We start from the raw sequence: 20465 nt of genomic DNA, 5'->3' as shown, positions 1-20465 counted from the left end.
CCGCAGGGGATGACTTAATCTTAGAATTACAAATTCACAACCCCACTAAGCAACCTGTCAGCTTACTGTACCGTTGGTCATATTCCCAGCCTACCCAAAATCGAGGGATATATCGCTGGCACACTGTGGAATTGGTGACAGGCGCACCTTTAGGATTATTCTGGAGTCGCCGTCAACGCCACTGTGAAGCTACAGCTATTGTTTATCCGACAGTATTACCTTTAAAAACTTGTCCCCTAGTAGATGAATTAGGACAGGAAGAAAGTCAAAGAAGTGAGTATACTGGTAAACCCTTGCAGACAGCCACATCAGGGTTAGTGCGATCGCTTCGTCCCTACCGCATCGGCGACCCCATGCGTTTAATTCACTGGCGGACTAGCGCACGTTATGGGGAGTTACGGGTACGGGAATTGGAAATAGTCACAAGTGGACAGGAAATTATTATTGCCCTTGATAGTGCTGGTAATTGGCAAGCAGAAAACTTTGAACAAGCAGTAATTGCCGCAGCATCGCTGTATTTTTACGCACAGCGTCAGCAATTACAGGTGCAACTGTGGACAGCAGCCACAGGATTAGTCAAAGGCGATGCCTCCGGTGGGCATTCGCCGAGCGTCTCGCAGCATATTAGTAGGGTGCGTCAGATATTGAAAAACTGTGATTTTTACCCAATTATTACTTCTGACGCACCCTACACGAGTTTTTAATTATGACACTTGTGTAAGTCCTATCAAAAATTCTGCCTTAAGGAAGCCTGATAAGTATCTAGGGAAAGATGTTATTACTGAGGAAATCAGTAACAAATATATCAAGTCATATCTTGCACCTTTCTCAATAAGCGTCAGGCGATGCACATCCAATGACGTAAAACTAAGGCTTTTAGCAAATTGCAAGCAATGCCCACCCTACAAAAATTATCATCAAGGAACAGGTGCAAGATGTGTGTCAAGAGAAGAAAGCGGCATCTGTCCACTAAGGAGACTGATTAAATGAATTTGCGGAGCATTTGGCAGCTGTTTCAAGAAGCGTTTCAAGAATGGAATGAAGATAAAGCCTCGCGCTTGGCAGCTGCTTTAGCTTACTACACAATTTTTTCAATCGCACCATTGTTGATTATTGTGATTGCGATCGCTGGTGCAGTATATGGTGAAGAAGCAGCAAGGGGAGAAATTGTTTCCCAAATACAAAGTTTAGTAGGTAGAGATGGTGCAGAATTTATCGAGATAGCCATCAAAAACGCCTACAGGCCACAAGCTGGAACCATAGCTTCTATAATTAGTCTCTTATTGCTCTTATTGGGTGCAACTGGTTTATTTGCCGAGTTACAAGATTCTCTCAACACAATTTGGGAAGTGCAACCCCGTCCTGGTCGTGGTGTTAGTAACATCATCCGCAAACGCTTGTTGTCGTTTGGGATGGTAGTGGGTATTGGTATTTTGCTGTTGCTCTTCCTGATAGCTAGTGCAGTATTAACAGCATTGGTGAATTATTTTAGTGGTTTATTTCCTGGTGTGAATTTCCTGTGGCAGATAGTTAATTTTATCTTGTCCTTGGCGATCGCTACCTTTATATTTGGGCTAGTGTTTAAAGTTCTACCGGATGTCAGACTAGCTTGGAGCGATGTTTTAATCGGTGCTAGTATTACCTCAGTTTTATTTGTGCTAGGTCAGTTCTTACTCGGACAATATTTAGCTAATAGTAGTTTTGCTTCAACTTATGGTGCTGCGGGTTCACTGGTAGTCATCCTAGCTTGGGTTTACTACACCGCCCAAATTCTGTTTTTTGGGGCTGAGTTTACCCAGGTGTATGCGAGAAAATACGGTAAACCCATTGTCCCATCGCGTCGCGCCATATCCAGAAATCAGACAAACCCTACTCAACAAAGAAAGTCGTGAACTACCTACAACTAACGCCATTGCACCACAAAAAGTAGATTGAGATGTGCTAAATAGACTGTAGAATATGACAGTTGTATTCTGCCGCGAACGTTGATTGAGCGTTATACTTTGCCCGAAATGGGCAACCTGTGGACTGAAGCTTATAAGTTCAAAACCTGGCTGCAAGTAGAAATTGCCGTTTGTGAAGCCCAGGCGGAACTGGGCTATATTCCATCTGAGGCTGTTGAGGAAATCAAAGCCAAGGCTAATTTTGCTCCCAAACGAGTATTGGAGATAGAGGCGGAAGTCCGCCATGATGTGATTGCTTTTTTGACTAATGTTAATGAATATGTAGGCGATGCAGGCCGTTATATTCATTTGGGTTTAACCAGTTCAGATGTGCTAGATACAGCTTTAGCACTGCAAATGGTTGCGAGTCTGGATGTGATAGCGCAGCACCTGGAAAACTTAATTCAGGTGATTCGGGAAAAAGCACGGGAACATCGTTATACAGTCATGGCTGGGCGATCGCATGGTATTCATGCTGAACCGATTACTTTTGGGTTTAAACTGGCGGGATGGTTGGCGGAAATGTTGCGTCACCAACAACGACTGCAAACTCTCCGCCAAACCATTGCTGTCGGTAAGATTTCCGGCGCAGTGGGAACTTACGCCAACATTGAACCACGAGTAGAAGCGATCGCCTGTCAAAAACTAGGGCTACAACCAGATACCGCTTCTACTCAAGTCATCTCCCGCGATCGCCATGCCGATTATGTGCAGCAATTAGCCTTAGTCGCCGCCTCCATCGAACGCTTTGCTGTAGAAATTCGCAATCTGCAAAAAACCGACGTTCTGGAAGTCGAAGAATTCTTCTCCAAAGGGCAAAAAGGCTCTAGTGCTATGCCCCACAAACGTAACCCCATCCGTTCCGAACGGTTGACGGGAATGGCGCGACTGATTAGAAGTCATGCCGGTGCAGCTTTAGAAAACGTCGCCTTGTGGCATGAACGGGATATTTCCCACAGTTCTGTCGAACGGGTAATTTTGCCAGATGCTTGTATTTTGACACATTTTATGCTGGTGGAAATTACTGACTTGGTGAAAAACCTGTTAGTATACCCAGAAAACATGGCGCGAAATCTCAACTGCTATGGTGGGGTGGTATTCAGCCAAAAAGTGCTACTGGCTTTAGTAGAAAAAGGCATGAGCCGAGAAGAAGCTTATGCGATTGTGCAACAAAACGCTCACGCTGCGTGGAATAAACCAGAAGGCAACTTCCACAACTTGATTACTCAAGACTCCCGTGTGACTCAAAAGTTGACACCAGCCGAAATTGCTGTATGTTTTGATCCACAGCAACATCTTCGCCATCTAGATCAGGTTTACCAAAGATTGGGGATTTAATTCTACGGGTTCAGGTAGCATTTTTGCTCAAAGAGGTAGTCTACTCTTGGGGGAAAACCCCAGGAGAAACTTACCCGTATTTTTTTACCAAATACAAGCCAGTCGGGTTTAATGCCAGCAATCCCAACATTCATTGACCTGAAATCAAGTATGTAAAGTTACTGATAAAACTAAGTATATCATCACTCCAGAGTCGTAGATGATGCTGTAATTTTCCCCAAGCGTGGGTAGTATAAATAGCAAATAGCTGTGTATTTATTAACGTTGTAAGTCTTAATGATAGAAATTTTAGCGTTACTATCGGCTTCTGCGGCGGCTGGCTTGAGAATAGGGGTACCCTTATTAATTTTTGGACTTTTGCAGGGCCATGATTTATGGTCAAAAGTTCCAATCTTATCTCACCTTTCCCCAGCACTTTTGTTAGCTTGTCTGAGTAGTTGGTCATTCCTAGAATTATACGCCTCAAAAAAACTTTGGGGGCAAAGAATTTTACAAATTATTCAGTTATTATTGTCTCCTCTGGTGGGCGCAATCATGGGTTTAGCGGTAGCTTCCGCAACAGCCACGCCACATTGGTTAATTGCTGTCATTGGGGGTTTATTCGCTTTGGTACTCCAGCTAGTGCAGGTGGGTTGGTTCTATCGCTTGCGGGGTTTGCCACTGTGGGCAGTTTTTCTGCAAGACACCTTGTGTATAGCTTTAGTGCTGTTTGCCTTTGATGCTCCCTGGCAAGGAGGATTAATTGCTTTAATCCTCCTGTGGTTTGCTTTGCGTAGTGCTAAACAGTGGTATAACTGGTATCACAAAAGCTGTTAAAATACCTGAACTTGGGCGAAACCATAGGGTATTTCTCGCCGATAACCAAGATGTCCACCAGCCAGTTCATATAGATAAAAATTGCGATTGGGACTATCTAAAGCCAAATTCCTGAAGGCGATTTGTAGAGTGGTGGCTGGAGGTACTGGTTGAGAAAAATTAATCCTAATTATGTCACCTTCTCTCATGATATTGGCATCTATTTGCTCACCAGCTTGATTTGTAATGTCAATGTTGCCAATGTTAACCAGTTCAGGCGGACGAACCGCAATATAGGATAATGGTTGCTCTCCTGTATACACACTGATATAATGGGCATCACGGAAACCTGTCGTACTGCTGATTTGGGGAGCAGTGCGCTCAAACACGCCTCGTTGTCTGGGTGAAATTTGCGCTCCTGGCTGGATTGGTTGTACAGGCTGGATTGGTTGTACAGGTTGGATTGGTTGAACAGGCTGGGCTGGTTGTATCTGCGCTACAGCTGGTAAACTGGTTGTGGCGATCGCCAGACTAAAACTAGAAAACCAAATCAATTTTTTCATTGCTCACCGCCAGTAAATAAACCATTACACATATCTTGCACCTGTTCCTTGATGATAATTTTTGTAGGCTGGGCATTGCTTGCAACTTGCTAAAAGCCTTAGTTTTACGTTGTTGGATGTGCATCGCCTTCAGCTGATTGAGAATGGTGCAAGATATGACATTAAATCTTTACTGGAGATGTTCGCGTAATTTATCTGTTGTTACATCAATCTACAATGGGAAGCACAGAAATTACAAAATACTCCATTTAAACACAAACACCTCCCCAACGAGGGAGGTGATCATCACAACTCAAAAGTAGCTAATATAGGTTGATGCTGCGTGACTTTTTACTGTTTGAAGCTAGAATCCCCGCAATTCAATTGCGGGGAGTATGTCAATGTAAAAGTCCGATCAAATGCAGCAAACCTTGACCTGTAATCAACTCAATAATTAAAGCAATAAAGCCCAACATCGCAATCCTACCATTCCAAACTTCTGCGCTGGTAGTCATACCCCATTCCCATCTTTCTGGAGGATACATTTTCACCTTCTTCTTCATTTGGGCGGCTTGTGAAAGCTTGAAACTCGGTTGATTGAGGGCATCAATTACCAAGTCTGCCAAAGCGCGAATAAATACGGGATGAGTATTAGGTGCGGGTACTCTCCGGAAATTGTGAATTCCTGCTTCTTCGGCTATTTCCCGATACTCAATGTCAATTTCTTGTAATGTCTCGATGTGTTCCGAGACAAAACTGATAGGTACGACGACTAAATCTTTTACACCCTTTGCGCCGAGTTCTTGAAGCGCATCTTCTGTATAGGGTTGCAACCACTCCACCGGGCCGACCCGACTTTGATAAGCTAAGGTGTAAGCATTGGGACGATTGAGGGTTTGCATAATCAGCGCAGTACATTCCTCAATCTCTTGCTGATAGGGATCACCTGCTTCTTCTACATAGCTCTTGGGTACACCATGCGCGCTAAAGAATACATGAGCTTGCTCAGGATTAGGACATTGTTCTAGTTCTTGCTGGATAAGTTCCGCCATTGCTTGTAAGTAACTTGGTTGTTTATACCAGGAAGGAATGACGGTGTAATCCAGACTTTGCAGTTTGGGATCTTCTTGCCAAAGTCTTTCTAACAGACGGAAACTAGAGCCACTGGTACTGATAGAGAATTGGGGGTATAACGGCAGAATTACCAACTTGTCAATTTTATCTTGAGTCAGCAGGGCGATCGCTTCCTCGGTGTAAGGATGCCAATAACGCATTCCTACATAAACATTGGTTTCTTGTCCCAAATCACGCAATTGTGCTTTTAAGGCTTCTCCTTGCGCTTCTGTAATGCGCCGCAGTGGAGAACCGCCACCAATTTGTTTATAGTTCTCTTGTGAGGTTTTGGTTCGCCGTGAAGCGATGAACCAAGCTAGGGGTTTTTGCAACCAGCGAAACGGTAGGCGTATGATTTCCGGATCTGAAAACAGGTTATACAAAAACGGCCCTACATCCTCTAACTTATCGGGGCCACCGAGATTGAGTAATAAAACGCCTACACGACCCATAGCTGCTATTTTCCCCCAACCTTTTCTATTTTTTTACTAATGTTAACAATATATCTTTATTTAATATAAAGCTTAACATTTTGGTAAGGTACAATGGCAACAATTTTACGAGATTTAAGTTACCGTTATCAATGGCTGTACGATGCGATCGCTCGTGTAGCCGCTATCAGCGTCGGTGGTGAAGCCCGTTTTCGCCAACTCGCTTTACAAGGACTCACAATTAACTCAGACTCTCAGATTTTAGATTTATGTTGTGGCAGTGGGCAAACGACGCAATTTTTGGTGAAATATTCACAAAATGTAACAGGACTTGATGCCTCACCATTATCGTTGCAACGAGCGCGTCAAAATGTCCCGGAAGCTGCTTATGTAGAAGCTTTCGCTGAAAAAATGCCATTTGCAGATAACCAGTTTGATGTGGTGCATACCAGTGCAGCTTTACACGAAATGGAATCAGAACAATTGCAAGCAATTATTCAAGAAGTTTACCGAGTGTTAAAACCAGGAGGTGTGTTTACATTAGTAGATTTTCATGCGCCGAATAACCCGATATTTTGGCCTGGTTTATCCATATTTTTCTTATTATTTGAGACAGAAACAGCTTGGCAGTTACTCAAAACTGATTTAGCTGAATTGTTAACTCAGACTGGGTTTGAGGTGAGTAAACCTACTTTGTATGCAGGGGGTAGTTTGCAGGTAATTCAAGCGAAAAAATAAGTCATTAGTCATTAGTTATTAGTCATTAGTCATTAGTCATTAGTTATTAGTTGTTCTCCTGCGCTCCCCTGCTCCCCTGCCTCCCTGCTCCCCATTTCCCAAGGATTCTTTAATGCAAGAGTTTTGAATTTTGAATTCGCAGCGTCGCGACGTGGCATTGGCTGATAAATTAAGAACAGTCAACCAAAGTCAAAACTAACCGTGTCTGAGAACGAAATTCCAGAGCATTTACATTTACTCTCAAGCTATGAAATGGGATGGAATGGGTTAAACCTGATTTATGAGCGAGAGCCGGCTGACGAAATGCCAGAAATGCTATTGCAGCAGCATTTTATTGTAATCTGCCTTGAGGATGTGCGTGTTGGCTGGTGGCTAAACAATCATTGGCAGTATATTGATTACACCAAGGGTGATATTGGGATTTTGCCAGCGTATGAGCTTTTTCCTAAAGCGCAGGTATTTCGTGAAGTGGGATTAGTCGAACTATTTCTAGAACCTGCTACTCTGGCTCGTGCTGCTTATGAATTTGTGGATGCAGACAAAATTGAGATTGTGCCACAGTTGCAGTTACGTGATCCTTTGATTGAACATATAGGATTAGCATTGATGACTGAGTTGCAAGCGGGTAAAGCTGACAGTAAGCTGTATGCTGAATCAATGGCAACTGCTTTGTCTGCTCATTTACTGCGGCGATACGCTTCACACCCACAGCAAATTCCAGAATCTAGCGGTGGTTTGCCTAAGTATAAACTAAAGGAAGCGATCGCCTACATTCATGAACATTTAGACCAAAATTTGACTTTAGATAAAATTGCGGCTTCAGTTCATCTCAGTGCCCATTATTTTGCCAGTTTATTCAAGCAATCTACAGGCTTAACACCATTACAGTATGTGACAAAATGCCGGATTGAAAAAGCCAAGCAATTACTGCACAGACACGAGTTGACACTGATAGAGATTTGTCAGGAAGTCGGCTTTCAAAATCAAAGTCATTTCACGAGAGTATTTCGCCAACACACCTCAACCACACCAAAAGCCTATCGCAAATTGTTATAAAACTTTGCGGAATATCAGAACATTTTTCGGAAGAATCGGCAAGACAGCAACTGCAAGCGATCGCTAAACTCAATACCTATCAGCAATTTTATGTTACGGTTTTTATTCAGATGATAGGTAACAAATTTTTTAGCAAAGGATGGGGTATAGTTGGTTTTACTACCCTAGCGATTGGGGTGATAGTGGCTGTAATATGGCTATTTCAAGGTATTGATGAGTTAGGAATGCGAATGGCGGTTAGAGCCACAGCCCGGACTTCTTGTATCTTATTTCTCGGTGCTTTTGTAGCTTCGGCTTTACACAAAATTTGGGCAACACCTTATAGTGCATGGTTGGTGAAAAATCGCCGCTATTTGGGAGTATCAATGGCAGTATCCCATACTTATCATGCGATCGCCTGGACTGGCTTGTGGTTTGTCACCTCTGGAAACAGTCCCCAATTTGCCTTCTTGTCGATTTTAGGTTACATCTTCATCTTGGCCATGACTGTGACTTCTTTTAATCGTGCGGCAACTTTGTTAGGTAGACGATACTGGCAGATATTGCATACCACTGGCATGTATTATTTTTGGTTAGCTTTTACCACAGAATTTGTTGTCAAAATTCCGCAGTCAATCCCAATTTATTTACCTTTTTCCAGCTTGTTAGTTGTAGCAATGATACTGCGCTTATTTGCTATGAAAAAAACAAGAAAATTAGCCAGTTAGATTCAGAATACAATACTGTTGAGAACCGCCAAAAATTCTCATGTAGAGACGCGATAAATCGCGTCTTAAAAAACAAAATTCCCTATTTCCTGTGCTATACTATTGGTTATACCAAGCTTTTCGCCACTGTTGCATTTGGTTAATTTCAGTATTTTGGGCTTGAATAATTGCTTGAGCTAGGTTTTTGATTTCCCCACGCTGAGATTTTTGATCAGCATCTTGAGCCATCACTAAAGCCCCTTGATGATGAGGAATCATCGCGTTGAGAAAGCGCAGGTCAAATTTTGCATCAGCTGCGCCTAAGTCTTGGCTCATCTTCATAGCTTTGATTTGCTCAGATGACATCTCCATCACATGATTCATTTTGGCATGATAAGCCATTGGTTTAACTCCTACCTGGGGATACCAAGCTTTTCGCCACTGCTGCATTTGAGCAATTTCTTGGTTTTGAGCTTTGATGATATCGGCTGCTAACTTTTGCATTTCTGGGCGGTTGGATTTTTGTTGGACTTCCTTAGCCATATCTACCGCCCCTTGATGGTGCAGAATCATTGCATCAATGAACCGCAAATCATAGTCAGCATCGGCTGGGCCTAAATCCATTGCCATATTGTGAATCATACCACTGCCATGATTCATCGGTTGGCGATCGCTGATATCATTGGCAATAGTCTGAGAATCTTGATTTTGGGCTTGAGTGCTAGTAGAACAAGCTGTCAAAACTCCCCCTGTAAAGGAAGTCAGCAATACAACGCTCAATGCCAAAAAACGATTTTGCAAAGGTAAGAGTCCCATAAGCCTGGTTTAATGTTTCCTGATTTCATTTTCAACTCTCCAGCTTGGTAGAGAGTCAACAATTGTTTGAGATAGCCAGTAGTTCAGATATCTAGCTTGTCAAACCAAAGTGAAATCAGCATGAAATCAGGAATAGGAAACAGGGAAAATTACTTCTTTTTTGCCCAAAGATTACTGTGTGGACAGCAGGGGAGATGAGGCAGATAAGGGAGATGTAGCTTGCTTCTCTTACGAGACGCTACCGCGCTCTCTACGAGACGCTACGCGAACGCGCAGCGTATCCGTAGGATTCACCCGCAGGGTGGGAGCAGGGGAGATGTTTCCCAAAATTTTTTGACTTTTGACTTGATTTGTCCCCAGTCCCCAGTCCCTATTCCCTAGTATCCTTTTACGCCAAAGCTGCGGCTGGTTGAGGCCAACGCCCGACGGCTTTACCAATTACTGCTAATTCTTGCATTAAGTGGTCAAAAGCCTTTGGTGTCAAAGATTGCGGCCCGTCTGATAGGGCTTTTTTGGGGTTGGGATGAACTTCAATCATCAGAGAATCACAACCAGCTGCGATCGCCGCCATCGCCATTGACGGCACAAACTCCGCCCAACCAGTACCATGACTGGGATCAATCATCATCGGTAGATGGGTTAATTTCCGCAATACTGGCACTACAGAAATATCTAAAGTATTGCGAGTATATTGGCGGTCAAAGGTGCGAATCCCACGCTCACATAAAATCACATTGGGGTTTCCTGCTGCCAAAATATACTCAGCAGCCATCAGCCAATCTTCAATAGTAGCTGCCATTCCCCGCTTTAGCAATACGGGTTTTGACTGCGCTCCTACTTTCTTCAATAAAGAGAAGTTCTGCATATTTCTTGCGCCTACCTGTACCACATCAGCCACTTCGGCGATCATCTCCAGTTCAGCCGCATCCATCACTTCTGTAATAATCCCTAGTCCACTGACTTCCCGCGCCTTAGCTAATAATTCTAAAGCACTCTCGCCGTGACCTTGAAAGGCGTAAGGTGATGTGCGGGGTTTGTATGCACCACCACGTAAAAACTGCGCTCCTGCTGCCTTCACTAGCTGCGCCGTCTCGATAATCATCTCCTCATTTTCCACCGAGCAGGGGCCAGCAACCACTACCACCGGATGGTGTTCCCCAAAGAAAACAGGGCCATCTGGCGTGTTTACCACTACTTCAGAAGCTTCGCCGTGACGGAATTGGCGGCTAGCTCGTTTATAAGGCTGTTCTACTCGTAATACCTGCTCAATCCAAGGGCTAAATTCTTGAATTTGTAATGGATCTAAGTCAGCAGTTTCCCCGACTAAACCAATGACTACCTTGTGTTTGCCAACAATTTTTTCTGGTGTCAGCCCCCAGTTACTTAGTTCCTCACTAATACGGTCAATTTCCGCTTCTGGGGAACCAACTTTCATGACTACAATCATAAATATATTTCCTGTTTAATTGCGTTTGCGCTTCAAACAAGTAGGCATTTCATCTTGGTTTATATATTTTTAGTTTAGTCATGAAAAAATAAGAATGGATATTTATACTTAAAAAAACGACGCTCAGAGCGTTTATAACTGCTTATGGGGGTTAAACGTTAATCATAGATTTTTGATTAGAAATGTTGAAGTCATGATTTGAACTTCAACATTGACTCTAAAAATTTACCCAATAATCGCAGCTAGTTCCAATACCTGAGCGGCGTTGTTCATGCTTTTTTCTGCCGAGTTTCGCGCCAACCGTCTACCATTCGTCCCCAATTGGTGGTAAATTCACCAAAACCTAGTAGACTGCCAACTCTTTCTTCGTCCCAAGAGGCAGAAAGAACACCATAGGTGATTCCTAACACACCCAAACCAAACAGCCCCATATTCACTAATAAGACAGCGATGGGAGCTAATTTGATTTCAGAGTAGGTGGCAAGCAGATAACTAACAACTAACGTGGTAATACCCAAAGCTGTGGGAATCCCGCAAAATGCTGCTACTCGGCGGATCATGCGCTGACTAACCACCTGGGGAATAGCCATCTCTTCTTTAGTATAAGGTGGCTGCTGTTTTTCCTGTTTTTCAGGTGCTTTTGACTTTATTGGTGGATTAGTTTGAGATTTTGCAGGTTTTTGGCGTTTGGTTTTTGGTTCAAATGGCAAACGACTGCGTTCAGAGCCTTCAGCAGACATAAATATTTTTCCTTATCCACGAATACCTAAGCGTTCAATTAAGGCTTGATATTTTTCCCGGCTATCATTTTGGACATAAGCTAGCAGTCGCTTGCGCTGCCCAATCAGCTTTAACAAGCCCCGACGGGAAGAATGGTCTTTTTTATTAGCCTGAAGATGTTCGCTAAGACGGTTAATACGTGCTGTTAGCATAGCGATTTGCACTTCAGCCGAGCCGGTGTCAGTTTCGTGAACTTGGTAGCTAGAAATGATTTCTTGTTTGCGCTGTTGCGTCAGAGCCATGATTGATTCAAGTTATATTTAGTCTAAATGTATGCAGCAGTCTCTCATCATATCACAGCTGTTAAGTTGTGTGTGGCATGACTTGGGCTGGTACTGAGAATTGAGGATTTTTGCCCCCAAGCTGGGCAAGTCCCTAACTAAAGTGGGGTGTAGGGGTGTAGGGGTGTAGGGCAGAATATACAGTTTTGCGCCACACACTGCTAATGGTTTATCTGTCAAAATTTCATCTAACTAAATTGTGATATTGTAAACAAAAAAATAAAATCTATCCAAATGTACAGGCGAGTATCAGCGATTTGGTAGATGATATCCTTGGTTAAGAATAAGATTGGCGAACAAATCAAAAATCAAATAATAATTGTCCCAAAAATGTTGCAACAGATAACTTCTTCAGAATTACCTGTTACAAAAATAGCGCAAAAAAATGCTCAACACTGTTAACTTTTCCAGGATTTTTTCCACTTAACCCAGGGGGTGAATCTGGTTTCTATAGATGAGGTTTATTAAGAAAAAGCGTGCTTGGTCTAGTGGGAGATGTCTGGGTTTGCCTTGATAGACAATTTGATATTCATTGACATCCGCCCCATCGCCATAACCAGAAATCAGCTTGAGGTGAAACGCTTCTTCTGCAAGTTGTCTGACTTCATCTCTCAGAGTAGCTTGTGTACTATTCATACGTTTGCTGTTTTCTGAACCCATTCTTCTATTTATATAAACTTTGCTGAAGTCTTACACCTATCTAGAGTTATATTTTTTTATGGGCAACAAATATATTTCTCAAAATTCTCCAGGTGAAGGACAAACAAAATTTGTTAAATTATGTCCTGGGATAGTTGAAAATGCTGAGAGCGGAAGTTAATTATAAACTGTTTATACCAAGTTTTAATTAATTAGTGACGCAGGGATCAAAACAAGCAATTGAAAATTAGTCAGACTTATTAGCGGCAATTAAAGATGGGATGTAAGCGTAGTTAGCTAAAGGTTAAACATCAATGGTTCAGGAAAAAAGCACCGATTTAGTTCGGATTAATGCCAGGAAGACAGATGTATTTGATATTTTCAATTTTCGACATTATGTCGGGCCTAACCCTGATTTAGATGTAGCAGCGTTAGTATTTGATTTTGCCCTGGTGGGAGATAAAGAGCCACTACCTATTGAGGATTATATTACTCGTGTAGGCGATCGCTATCCCCATCTGAAGCAACAAACCTATGAATCCTACGCCCAACTATTCGCCCAAACTGTATCCGCAGTGGCACAATTAGGCATGGATTTACACCTGAATCGTTGGAGTGTCAAGCCCTATCCCAATTATGCGCGGATTGCTGTCCAAACACTACACGCGCGCACCACTAAAGCTGTAATCTACTTTGTTTGGGACTGGTTTGAAGCCATTAACCAAGATCAAGATTTTGGCTTTGAAGACCAATTTTTGAGCTTACAAAATCAATTCCGTCAATCTGTTTATGGTGGCCCGACAGTTTACGCCTTATTGCGAACAGCCCAAGAAAAAGGTATTCCTTTCTTTTATCTCTGGGAAGAAGGACTAATACAATATGGTTGGGGAACAAAACAGGTTCGAGGTGTAGCAACCACCTTTGACTGTGATAGTCACTTAGATTCAGAGTTGACCACCCGCAAAGATGACTGTAAATTATTTTTGAAAAGCTTGGGCTTCCCAGTACCAAAAGGCAGAATTGTGTTTTCTTGTAAAGAAGCCCGCCAAGTAGCCAGAGAAATTGGCTATCCAGTAGCGATTAAGCCTGTAGTTGGTCATAAAGGAATTGGTGTCACCCCAGGCGTAAAAAATGTAGACGAACTAGAATCAGCCTATGATAGAGCATTGGCGGCAATTCCTCAAGACCAATCAACACGGATTATTGTGGAAAAAAACATATCAGGGAAAGATTTTCGCCTACTGTGTGTGAATGGTAAATTTGTCGCTGCTACGGAACGCCAACCAGCATCAGTTGTAGGTGATGGCGACTCGACAATTGCTGAGTTAATTCGCCAAGAGAACCGTAAAATAGCCCGTTTAGACACCCCAACTTCACCGATGAGTAAAATTCAAATCGATGAAGAGTTGGAATTATATCTGGAAGAACAGCGTTTGTCATTGAAAACTGTGCTGGACAAGGGAGAAGTTGTTTATCTGCGAAAAGTCGCCAATCTCTCAGCCGGAGGTGTCAGCATCAATGCAACCCACACCATGCACGATGATAATATGATGTTGGCACAAGATATTGCCCAACACTTCCGTCTGACTTGCCTGGGTATTGATGTCATTGCCGAAAGTCTGTCAGAATCTTGGAAACAGGGTAATTTTTCCATTTTGGAAATCAACGCCGCACCGGGAATTTTGATGCACCTCAACCCGGCTGAGGGTGACAGTGTGGATGTACCTGCCTATATTTTGGAAACCTTTTTTGCTTCTGGGATAGATGCGAGAATTCCGATTATTACCTTTAATAAAATTTCTGGAGAGGAACTACAAGCCACAATAGAACATATTCTGTCAGAACATCCTGAATGGACGATAGGGGGTGTTTGTCGGGATGGTGTATTTATGCAGCGATCGCCCAAAGTATTACACAGAGAATACAATAGTAATATGCAAATGTTGTTGCGTCATCCCAAACTAGATTTACTAATTGCTGAATATCCCGCAGACATCTTGGAAAAAGAGGGTATGTTTTACCACGGTAGTAATTTAGTAGTTCTAGATAACCCTAACGAAACAGAAATGATGTTAATGCGAGATATGGTAGATGGTTCTACTGTAATCATCAAAAAAGAAAACGATGTTTCGATGCGACGTAAAGGAATAATTGAAGACTTTACTTTAGGCGCAGAAGAATCATTCAAACAAGTTTATTTGAAAGAAATCAGCACAATTTTGTAATTTTTTCAGTTACTATTCTCCATAACCGTAGGGTGGGTGGGCAATAACACAACGTAAAAATCAGATTTGGAGCGAATTTTTAGGATTGCCCACCTAAATTTACAGCACAAATCTTGTAGGGTGGGCATCTTGCCCGCCCTTATGTACTGCACTAACATGAAATATGCTGTAAAAATGATTTGTAGAGACGTTGCATTAAAGTCTCTACTTCAGCTTTTCATAAGCGGCTAAAATAACCTGTTCTGTTTCCTCCCAACCAATACAGGGATCAGTCACAGAAACACCATATTTTAATTCTTCCCGTTGACAGTTAATTGGTTGATTACCTTCATATAAGTTTGATTCCAACATCATCCCCACAATTGAAGTATTGCCGTCTAATATTTGTTGCACAACATGGTCCAAAACAGCAGCTTGTAACTTGTAGTTCTTATTAGTATTACCATGACTACAGTCAATGACAATTCTCGGCGGTAACTTAGCTGCTTTCAATTCTTGTTCTACCAAGCTGACACTCTCAGTATCAAAGTTAGGTTGATTGCCACCACGCAAAATCACATGGCCGTAAGCATTACCTTTAGTTTCAAATACACTCACCTGTCCTTTAGGATTAATACCTAAAAAATTATGGGGTGTTCTCGCAGATTGTAGAGCATTTAAAGCTACTTTAATATTACCATCAGTACCATTTTTAAAACCTACAGGCATCGACAGACCACTTGCCATCTCCCGGTGAGTTTGGGATTCAGTTGTGCGTGCGCCAATCGCCGACCAAGTAATCAACTCCCCAATATATTGCGGTATAATTGGGTCTAAAGCTTCTGTAGCACTAGGTAGACCTAATTCCGCAAGTTTGATTAATAACTCTCTGGCGATTAATAAACCCTTCTCTACATGAAAAGAATCATCCATTTCTGGGTCATTAATTAAACCTTTCCAGCCTACAGTTGTTCTAGGCTTTTCAAAATAAACCCGCATAATTAGCAGCAACTTATCTTGCACACGTTCAGCCAAAACTTTTAATTTTTCCGCATATTCAAGTGCAGCTTTCGTGTCATGAATTGAACAAGGGCCAACTACTATAAATTTTCTACTGTCTTGAAAATCTAGGATTTGTTCTATTTCTTTTCTAAACTTAACAACAGTTTGTTCAGCAGTTTTTGTTAACGGTAATTTTGATTTAACTTCGTTGGGAGTTAATAGAACGTGAAATTTTTCAATATTTGTGTTGGTTAACTTATTGTGCATGGAGGAATTCTCTAAACTGATACTAATTCATTTTGGGTAGAATCGATACACATATTGTAAATGAAATGTACAACCCAAATTCATCTACTTTTTGTAGCCTAGTCAGAAAAAATAGACATAACAGGCTTGTCATAGTTTAGGACTTACGCAAGTGTCACATTACAGATGTCTTGTAGGGTGCGTCAGACTGTTTAAATGCTGTCAATCAACGTATTTGTGATATCTGACGCACCCTACTAATATGCCAGTTGCGTAAGTCCTGCTCAATCAGCGTTAGGTGATGCACAGCTAACAATGCAAAACTAGGGGTTTAAGCAAATCTCAAGCAATGCCCACCCTACAACTTAAAAAGGGGGTATGCTTCCTCCCCCTTGGATGCGATATTTAGATGTTATGTGAATGCAAGTATATTTTATTACTGCCAAACCAATACTTTCGCTTCGTAATCTCCTATATCAATGATGATACCATCCTCACCAGCCTCAACATCATAATTGCCTGTCCACTCGTGCCATGTTCCACCACAAGGGAAATTAGGGACATGATAACCAGCCAGGAAGTTGTCGGAAAAATTCACTACCACTACTACACGAGAACCTTTTTCATTCCAACGACTGTAGGCTAATACTTTAGCTTCTGGATTTTCATGAATAAAATCAATGTTTGCTGTATAGAGGGCGTGGTTATTTTTACGTAAATGAATTAAACCTTTATAGTATTCAAATAAACCACGATTTAAGTCATTGCCTAACACCGTCCAATCAATTTTAGATGGATCTGGTTGCTTAGGTTTATATTCCCCAAATTCTTCCCCCATCCAAATTAAGGGTACACCAACAGCAGTCATCAAAATAGCAGCCCCTAGTTTAGCCCTTTTAAAAGCTGCTTCATCCAAAATACCACGATTACCTAGCTCAACCATAAGATGGTTGTGGTCATGGTTAGTCAAATAATTGATCACATTGGTTGCACCCAGAAAACCTTGACGTTTGCAGTCAATCACATCTTTGAGGTTTTCTAAATCAAAGGTGTCACCGCAAATATGGGCTGTAATTGTATGATAAAAACTATCATGCCAGCATCCATCCATTGGCCCATCTACATTAGTAATGCTGGTAGTTTCTGGGATGTGTTCTGCAATATTATAAAATGGCTTGCCACCGGCAGTTTTTTTAGCTTCTTGCACAATCCAGTGCATAAAATCATAGTTAGCTATTTGTCTAGCTGCATCGTAGCGAATGCCATCAATATGATATTCTTCAATCCAAAAACGCACAGTGTCCCCAATAAATCTGCGGGCTGGGTAAGTTTCTAACTCTTGATCATAGTGTTCATAATTAAATTCCGGCCCCCAGTTATTATCAGGATCACGAGGCTGATGGTGATACCAATAATCATGATCAATTTGTGTTAATGGACTGGATGCTTCTGAGTGGTTATAAATTCCGTCGATAATCACACGAATACCGCGATGATGACACTCATCAATCAGGTGTTTTAAATCAGCCGTAGAACCATAACTAGATTCAGTAGCAAAGAAATAACGAGGATTATAACCCCAACTATAATCACCAGGGTATTCTTTTACAGGCAGTAATTCAAGAGCGTTGATGCCTAATTCACACAAATAATCTAACTTTTCAATAACGTGTTGATATTTGCCCCGTACATGAGGGTCATCTTCTCCACCAGAAAAATCTCCAATGTGTAATTCATAAATCACTAATTTGTGGTCAGGCGGTAGAGGTTCATTATCATATTGCCAAACATAAGTATCAACAATTCTCTCACCGTCTTTAATTCTCACCACTCCATTATCTTGACCACTTAATTCATCAATATTAGTAGCATAGGGGTCTGTAACATCTACCCATTGGTCTTGTTCAAAAAACCATGATTTTGTCTGAACGCGAAATTTATATTCATAAGTTCCGTCCTCTAATGCAACAGTTGTACGAAAATAACCATCATCCCCTTTGTTCATGGTGATTGCTTGCCAATCAGAAAAAGAACCAATTAATGCAGCACCTTTGTTATGAGGAGCAAAAAAATTAAATTCAATTGGCTTTGCCATAAAATTTTATAAAATATAAAATGTTGATAACAAATATTTTCTAATTATTATTCATTTTGCAAATCGGTCGGAAGAAATAATTAAGCAAGCTCTTCTCTATCACAGGTAAGAGTCTTGGCTATATTAAGAGAAGGTTTATCTTTACTTAGGGAACACCAAAAAATAAATTATCCAAATCGACTGTTAGTAGGGTGCGTCAGAATAAATATTTTCTTGGTATAGCTGGGGTTTCTCGTACTGACGCACCCTACACTTTGGATATTTTTTTATCTGGAAGTCCCTTAAATCTGACATAATTGGCATACAGATCATAATTTAGTGTCTACTATCATCAGATATAGATAAGTAAATTATTTTTAGCTTGACCAAATCGCAGTATGAATTTATTTCTTTTTTCCTTTGCGTTTTTGCACCTAAGAAAGCGGGTTTCGCGTTAGCGGTATGCGTGAGGCACATTCTTAATTACATCAGCACCGCCAATATTTTATTAGAAAGCAAATACTCGGCATTCAGATTAATTTAATAACCGAATATTTGCTAAATTTAATTACTATTGATTATCAGTAGTTTGCAGCAAATAACTTAGTAACCAATTGGCTGATGTAGCTCTGCGGGTGTCTCGTGGTGTAAAAGTCCCGATTTTGTAACCTTTAAAACCCAATTTTTCTTTTAGACCTTGTTTGTATGGCTGAGGGATAGAACGGGTTAATTTCATCGTGGCTGGACGACTTTCAAGAAAATTAGGTGGTTCTGGGTACTCGTCTCGCCACTCTGGTGCTACTGTGCTGTTATCCCATTTGCCGGTGGTGGAGTCGTAACGATAACCTAAGTAATACCAGACTAATTGTAAAACAGTAGCATCATCAATTTGGTCGTTGAGAATACCCCAGATAGTATCTGTATTTAGTGGTGGTAGTTCAGACATAAGCAATGCAGAAATCAAAATTTTACTCTTAAAGATTAGTTCTGGATGAACAAACAATGTAGACTGGTGATTGTATAGCATAGACCAGTCCATGCCAAATCCTACACCACAATCAAAATTAATTCGCGCCCATCTGTTGATTTCCGGTAGAGTTCAGGGCGTGGGGTATCGCTACGCTACTGTGGAGACTGCTAGCCAGTTGGGGTTAACTGGTTGGGTGCGAAATCTTCCTGATGGGCGGGTGGAAGCGGTGTTGGAAGGGGCGCGGGAAATTGTCGAAGAGATGGTACACTGGTGTCATGCTGGCCCCCCTGCGGCTGTGGTGCAGAATGTTGCGGTTGAGTATGAACACCCGGAAGGGTTGCGGGGGTTTGATGTGAAGCGGGTTGTGGAGTGAATTGAGTTACTCGACTACTAAGACTGCTGAACCTTCAATTTTACCGTTGCGGAGGGCATCTAAAGCTTGATTGGCTTGAGTTAAGGGGAAGGCGTTGATTTCTGTATGAATAGGAATTTGTGGTGCTAAGGCTAAAAATTCTGCTCCATCTTGGCGGGTCAAATTAGCTACAGACCTTAATACTCTTTCTTCCCAAAGAATGCTGTAGGGAAACGAGGGAATGTCACTTGCATGAATTCCGGCACATACTACTACACCACCTTTAGCAACTGCACGTAAAGCTATTGGTATCAGCTTGCCTACGGGTGCAAAGATAATTGCTGCGTCTAATGGTTCTGGGGGTAAGATATCGGAGTCACCTGCCCAAGTTGCACCTAACTGACGGGCGAAGTCTTGTTTTGTAGTATCTCCTGGTCGGGTAAAAGCGAATACTTGACGGTTTTGATAACGGGCTAGTTGAATGAGGATATGAGCAGAGGAACCAAAACCGTAAAAACCTAATTTTTGAGCATTACCAGTCATTCTGTAGGCGCGATAGCCTATTAAGCCGCCACATAACAAAGGTGCTGCTTGTAGGTCAGGGTAACTGGGGTCTAAGGGAAAACAAAAGCGATGGTCAGCTACGGTATATTCTGCATAGCCTCCGTCTAGATTGTAACCTGTAAACTCAGCAAAATCGCAGAGATTTTCTTTACCGGATAGACAATAGGGGCAGCGATCGCAAGTATAACCCAACCAAGGCACACCCACCCGTTGCCCAACATGAAAATTATCAACGTTTGCGCCTATCGCCTCTACATTACCGACAATTTGATGTCCTAATATCAGAGGTAGCTTTGGCTGTGTCAATTCCCCATCCACTATATGTAAATCTGTGCGACACACAGCGCAAGCATGAACCCGAATCAGCAATTGCTCAGAATTATAACTTGGCATGGGCAAGTCAACTAACCGTAAGGGTTGACCTGTTGCCTCTAAAATCATTGCACGC

The 20465-nt window shown here is 41.9% G+C and carries 20 protein-coding genes; 9 read left to right on the top strand and 11 right to left on the bottom strand.

Annotation, left to right across the window (positions count from 1 at the left end; genetic code table 11):
- The 4 genes from A3775_RS10530 to A3775_RS10515 form a co-directional block, all read left to right on the top strand.
- The coding region (locus A3775_RS10530; protein WP_231866984.1) for a DUF58 domain-containing protein at positions 1-704 on the top strand (704 nt) is incomplete at its 5' end.
- A gap of 282 nt (positions 705-986) precedes the next feature.
- The gene (locus tag A3775_RS10525) at positions 987-1892 is read left to right on the top strand and encodes a YihY/virulence factor BrkB family protein (RefSeq protein ID WP_066378845.1); all 906 of its coding nucleotides are present in this window, start codon (positions 987-989) and stop codon (positions 1890-1892) included.
- 93 nt (positions 1893-1985) lie between these two features.
- Positions 1986-3281, top strand: coding sequence for an adenylosuccinate lyase (gene purB, locus A3775_RS10520; RefSeq protein ID WP_066378848.1), 1296 nt, complete (start codon positions 1986-1988; stop codon positions 3279-3281).
- 276 nt (positions 3282-3557) lie between these two features.
- On the top strand, positions 3558-4097 hold the full coding sequence (locus tag A3775_RS10515; RefSeq protein WP_066378850.1) for a DUF4126 domain-containing protein: 540 nt from the start codon (positions 3558-3560) through the stop codon (positions 4095-4097).
- Here the strand turns inward: A3775_RS10515 and A3775_RS10510 are convergent.
- Positions 4094-4639: a hypothetical protein gene (locus tag A3775_RS10510; protein WP_066424875.1), complete on the bottom strand. Its 546-nt coding sequence runs from the start codon at positions 4637-4639 to the stop codon at positions 4094-4096. The genes A3775_RS10515 and A3775_RS10510 overlap by 4 nt on opposite strands.
- A 377-nt stretch (positions 4640-5016) precedes the next feature.
- Positions 5017-6183 (bottom strand): ferrochelatase, encoded by a 1167-nt coding sequence (gene hemH / locus A3775_RS10505; protein WP_066378853.1) that lies wholly within the window; start codon positions 6181-6183, stop codon positions 5017-5019.
- A 93-nt stretch (positions 6184-6276) separates the two neighbouring features.
- Between hemH and A3775_RS10500 the strand changes: the two genes are divergently transcribed.
- From A3775_RS10500 to A3775_RS10490, 3 genes are all read left to right on the top strand, one after another.
- Positions 6277-6900 carry a class I SAM-dependent methyltransferase gene (locus A3775_RS10500; protein ID WP_066378854.1) on the top strand — a complete coding sequence of 208 codons (624 nt, stop codon included), beginning with the start codon at positions 6277-6279 and terminating at the stop codon, positions 6898-6900.
- A gap of 201 nt (positions 6901-7101) precedes the next feature.
- A complete protein-coding gene (locus A3775_RS10495) occupies positions 7102-7956 on the top strand; it encodes an AraC family transcriptional regulator (protein ID WP_197480127.1) in 855 nt (284 codons plus the stop codon).
- A 110-nt stretch (positions 7957-8066) separates the two neighbouring features.
- Positions 8067-8663, top strand: coding sequence for a hypothetical protein (locus A3775_RS10490; RefSeq protein ID WP_066378856.1), 597 nt, complete (start codon positions 8067-8069; stop codon positions 8661-8663).
- A gap of 99 nt (positions 8664-8762) precedes the next feature.
- Here A3775_RS10490 and A3775_RS10485 read toward each other — a convergent pair whose 3' ends face one another.
- The 5 genes from A3775_RS10485 to A3775_RS10465 all read right to left on the bottom strand — a co-directional run bounded on the left by A3775_RS10485 (position 8763) and on the right by A3775_RS10465 (position 12602).
- Positions 8763-9458 carry a DUF305 domain-containing protein gene (locus A3775_RS10485; protein WP_066424873.1) on the bottom strand — a complete coding sequence of 232 codons (696 nt, stop codon included), beginning with the start codon at positions 9456-9458 and terminating at the stop codon, positions 8763-8765.
- A gap of 388 nt (positions 9459-9846) precedes the next feature.
- Positions 9847-10905 carry a 3-deoxy-7-phosphoheptulonate synthase gene (gene aroF / locus A3775_RS10480; RefSeq protein ID WP_066378861.1) on the bottom strand — a complete coding sequence of 353 codons (1059 nt, stop codon included), beginning with the start codon at positions 10903-10905 and terminating at the stop codon, positions 9847-9849.
- Positions 10906-11174: 269 nt separating this feature from the next.
- Complete coding sequence (locus A3775_RS10475) at positions 11175-11645, bottom strand: PAM68 family protein (protein ID WP_066378864.1); 471 nt, start codon at positions 11643-11645, stop codon at positions 11175-11177.
- 12 nt (positions 11646-11657) lie between these two features.
- The gene (gene rpsO, locus A3775_RS10470) at positions 11658-11927 is read right to left on the bottom strand and encodes a 30S ribosomal protein S15 (protein WP_066378867.1); all 270 of its coding nucleotides are present in this window, start codon (positions 11925-11927) and stop codon (positions 11658-11660) included.
- A gap of 462 nt (positions 11928-12389) precedes the next feature.
- The gene (locus A3775_RS10465; RefSeq protein WP_066379579.1) at positions 12390-12602 is read right to left on the bottom strand and encodes a hypothetical protein; all 213 of its coding nucleotides are present in this window, start codon (positions 12600-12602) and stop codon (positions 12390-12392) included.
- A 317-nt stretch (positions 12603-12919) separates the two neighbouring features.
- Between A3775_RS10465 and A3775_RS10460 the strand changes: the two genes are divergently transcribed.
- The gene (locus A3775_RS10460; RefSeq protein ID WP_066424872.1) at positions 12920-14830 is read left to right on the top strand and encodes a cyanophycin synthetase; all 1911 of its coding nucleotides are present in this window, start codon (positions 12920-12922) and stop codon (positions 14828-14830) included.
- A 204-nt stretch (positions 14831-15034) separates the two neighbouring features.
- Here A3775_RS10460 and A3775_RS10455 read toward each other — a convergent pair whose 3' ends face one another.
- From A3775_RS10455 to A3775_RS10445, 3 genes are all read right to left on the bottom strand, one after another.
- On the bottom strand, positions 15035-16078 hold the full coding sequence (locus A3775_RS10455) for a 3-deoxy-7-phosphoheptulonate synthase (RefSeq protein ID WP_066378873.1): 1044 nt from the start codon (positions 16076-16078) through the stop codon (positions 15035-15037).
- Positions 16079-16493: 415 nt separating this feature from the next.
- Positions 16494-18152, bottom strand: a complete 1659-nt coding sequence (locus tag A3775_RS10450) for an alpha-amylase family glycosyl hydrolase (RefSeq protein ID WP_066424870.1) — start codon at positions 18150-18152, stop codon at positions 16494-16496.
- 550 nt (positions 18153-18702) lie between these two features.
- A complete protein-coding gene (locus A3775_RS10445; RefSeq protein WP_066379582.1) occupies positions 18703-19077 on the bottom strand; it encodes a DUF1823 family protein in 375 nt (124 codons plus the stop codon).
- Between the two features lie 91 nt (positions 19078-19168).
- On the opposite strand from A3775_RS10445, the gene A3775_RS10440 reads away from it, so the two are divergent.
- A complete protein-coding gene (locus tag A3775_RS10440; RefSeq protein WP_066378876.1) occupies positions 19169-19474 on the top strand; it encodes an acylphosphatase in 306 nt (101 codons plus the stop codon).
- A 6-nt stretch (positions 19475-19480) separates the two neighbouring features.
- Here A3775_RS10440 and A3775_RS10435 read toward each other — a convergent pair.
- Positions 19481-20465 (bottom strand): zinc-dependent alcohol dehydrogenase family protein (locus tag A3775_RS10435; RefSeq protein ID WP_082803713.1); only part of this gene is annotated, 985 nt, incomplete at its 5' end.

It is taken from the genome of Anabaena sp. 4-3 (assembly GCF_001597745.1).
GTDB lineage: Bacteria > Cyanobacteriota > Cyanobacteriia > Cyanobacteriales > Nostocaceae > Trichormus.
The sequence above is the reverse complement of the archived record's forward strand: the minus strand, read 5'-3'. Positions and strand labels throughout refer to the sequence as shown.

What these genes read in the sequence shown, in the direction of transcription:
- A3775_RS10525 (WP_066378845.1), top strand. Translation starts at nt 987, where the DNA reads ATGAATTTGCGGAGCATTTGGCAGCTGTTTCAAGAAGCGTTTCAAGAA.
- A3775_RS10515 (WP_066378850.1), top strand. Translation starts at nt 3,558, where the DNA reads ATGATAGAAATTTTAGCGTTACTATCGGCTTCTGCGGCGGCTGGCTTG.
- A3775_RS10510 (WP_066424875.1), bottom strand. Translation starts at nt 4,639, where the DNA reads ATGAAAAAATTGATTTGGTTTTCTAGTTTTAGTCTGGCGATCGCCACA.
- hemH (WP_066378853.1), bottom strand. Translation starts at nt 6,183, where the DNA reads ATGGGTCGTGTAGGCGTTTTATTACTCAATCTCGGTGGCCCCGATAAG.
- A3775_RS10500 (WP_066378854.1), top strand. Translation starts at nt 6,277, where the DNA reads ATGGCAACAATTTTACGAGATTTAAGTTACCGTTATCAATGGCTGTAC.
- A3775_RS10490 (WP_066378856.1), top strand. Translation starts at nt 8,067, where the DNA reads ATGATAGGTAACAAATTTTTTAGCAAAGGATGGGGTATAGTTGGTTTT.
- A3775_RS10485 (WP_066424873.1), bottom strand. Translation starts at nt 9,458, where the DNA reads ATGGGACTCTTACCTTTGCAAAATCGTTTTTTGGCATTGAGCGTTGTA.
- aroF (WP_066378861.1), bottom strand. Translation starts at nt 10,905, where the DNA reads ATGATTGTAGTCATGAAAGTTGGTTCCCCAGAAGCGGAAATTGACCGT.
- A3775_RS10475 (WP_066378864.1), bottom strand. Translation starts at nt 11,645, where the DNA reads ATGTCTGCTGAAGGCTCTGAACGCAGTCGTTTGCCATTTGAACCAAAA.
- rpsO (WP_066378867.1), bottom strand. Translation starts at nt 11,927, where the DNA reads ATGGCTCTGACGCAACAGCGCAAACAAGAAATCATTTCTAGCTACCAA.
- A3775_RS10465 (WP_066379579.1), bottom strand. Translation starts at nt 12,602, where the DNA reads ATGAATAGTACACAAGCTACTCTGAGAGATGAAGTCAGACAACTTGCA.
- A3775_RS10460 (WP_066424872.1), top strand. Translation starts at nt 12,920, where the DNA reads ATGGTTCAGGAAAAAAGCACCGATTTAGTTCGGATTAATGCCAGGAAG.
- A3775_RS10455 (WP_066378873.1), bottom strand. Translation starts at nt 16,078, where the DNA reads ATGCACAATAAGTTAACCAACACAAATATTGAAAAATTTCACGTTCTA.
- A3775_RS10450 (WP_066424870.1), bottom strand. Translation starts at nt 18,152, where the DNA reads ATGGCAAAGCCAATTGAATTTAATTTTTTTGCTCCTCATAACAAAGGT.
- A3775_RS10445 (WP_066379582.1), bottom strand. Translation starts at nt 19,077, where the DNA reads ATGTCTGAACTACCACCACTAAATACAGATACTATCTGGGGTATTCTC.
- A3775_RS10440 (WP_066378876.1), top strand. Translation starts at nt 19,169, where the DNA reads ATGCCAAATCCTACACCACAATCAAAATTAATTCGCGCCCATCTGTTG.